General features: G+C 77.0%; 1 protein-coding gene. It reads right to left on the bottom strand.

Features of this window, described 5'->3' with window-relative positions; genetic code table 11:
* On the bottom strand, positions 1-788 hold a 788-nt coding region (gene trmB, locus D8M29_RS12400; RefSeq protein WP_127446029.1), incomplete at its 3' end, for a tRNA (guanosine(46)-N7)-methyltransferase TrmB.
* Positions 789-856: the final 68 nt, after the last annotated feature.

Here is an 856-nt window from a genome sequence, read left to right as displayed (position 1 = left end):
AGCGGCTGGGCACCCACCTCGGTCTCCCTGCCCTCGCGGCGCACCCGCGTGAGCGGGGAGTCCTCGCCTGCGGCGCGCCCGGGGAAGAGGTTCTCGAACTCCGGGTGCGCCTCGAGCACCTCGCGCATCTGCACGGCGTAGCCCGACCAGTCCGTCGCCAGCCGCAGCACCCCGCCGGGGGCGAGCACCCGCGCCACGCGGTCCGCGAAGGCGGGGGAGACCAGGCGGCGCTTGTGGTGCCGCTTCTTGTGCCACGGGTCCGGGAAGAACACCCACACCTCGGAGACGGAGCCGGGCGTGAGCAGGGCGTCCAGCAGCTCGGGGGCGTTGGCCTCCACGGCGCGGACGTTCTCCAGGCCCTGCTGCTCCACGCGCGTCATGAGCGCGGCCAGGCCGGGCACGTAGACCTCGACGGCGAGCACGTTCCAGTCCGGCCGGTCGGCGGCGGCCTGCGCCGTGGACTCGCCCAGCCCGGAGCCGATGTCCACCAGCAGGGGGGCCTCGCGCCCGAACACCCCGGCCCAGTCCAGTCGGGCCTGGGCGTCCACCGAGGTGGCGCCGCGGCCGCGGGGCACGTCCACGAGGACCCGCTCCGCCTGGCGGTCCCACACGGCCTGCCGCCCCGCGTTCAGGCGCGCACCGCGTCGGACGAAGGAGACCGGCTCCCGTCGGACGAGGGCGGGGTCCTTGTCCCGATTGTGGTCGTGCGCGTGGACGCGCTCGGCGGGCGGCGGGACGGCGTCGGGGTCGGGTGCGTCCGGGCGGGGGCGGGGGAGGTGCTCAGTCATCGCCCCGATCCTGCCACGGCCGTGCGTCGACGGCGCCGACCGCGGTCGCCGCCGGCGCCCGGCGCCGA

Origin of the sequence: Micrococcus sp. HSID17227 (assembly GCF_003989405.1) — a bacterium.
Lineage (GTDB): Bacteria > Actinomycetota > Actinomycetes > Actinomycetales > Micrococcaceae > Micrococcus > Micrococcus luteus.
This window is presented reverse-complemented; position numbering and strand designations above follow the sequence as displayed.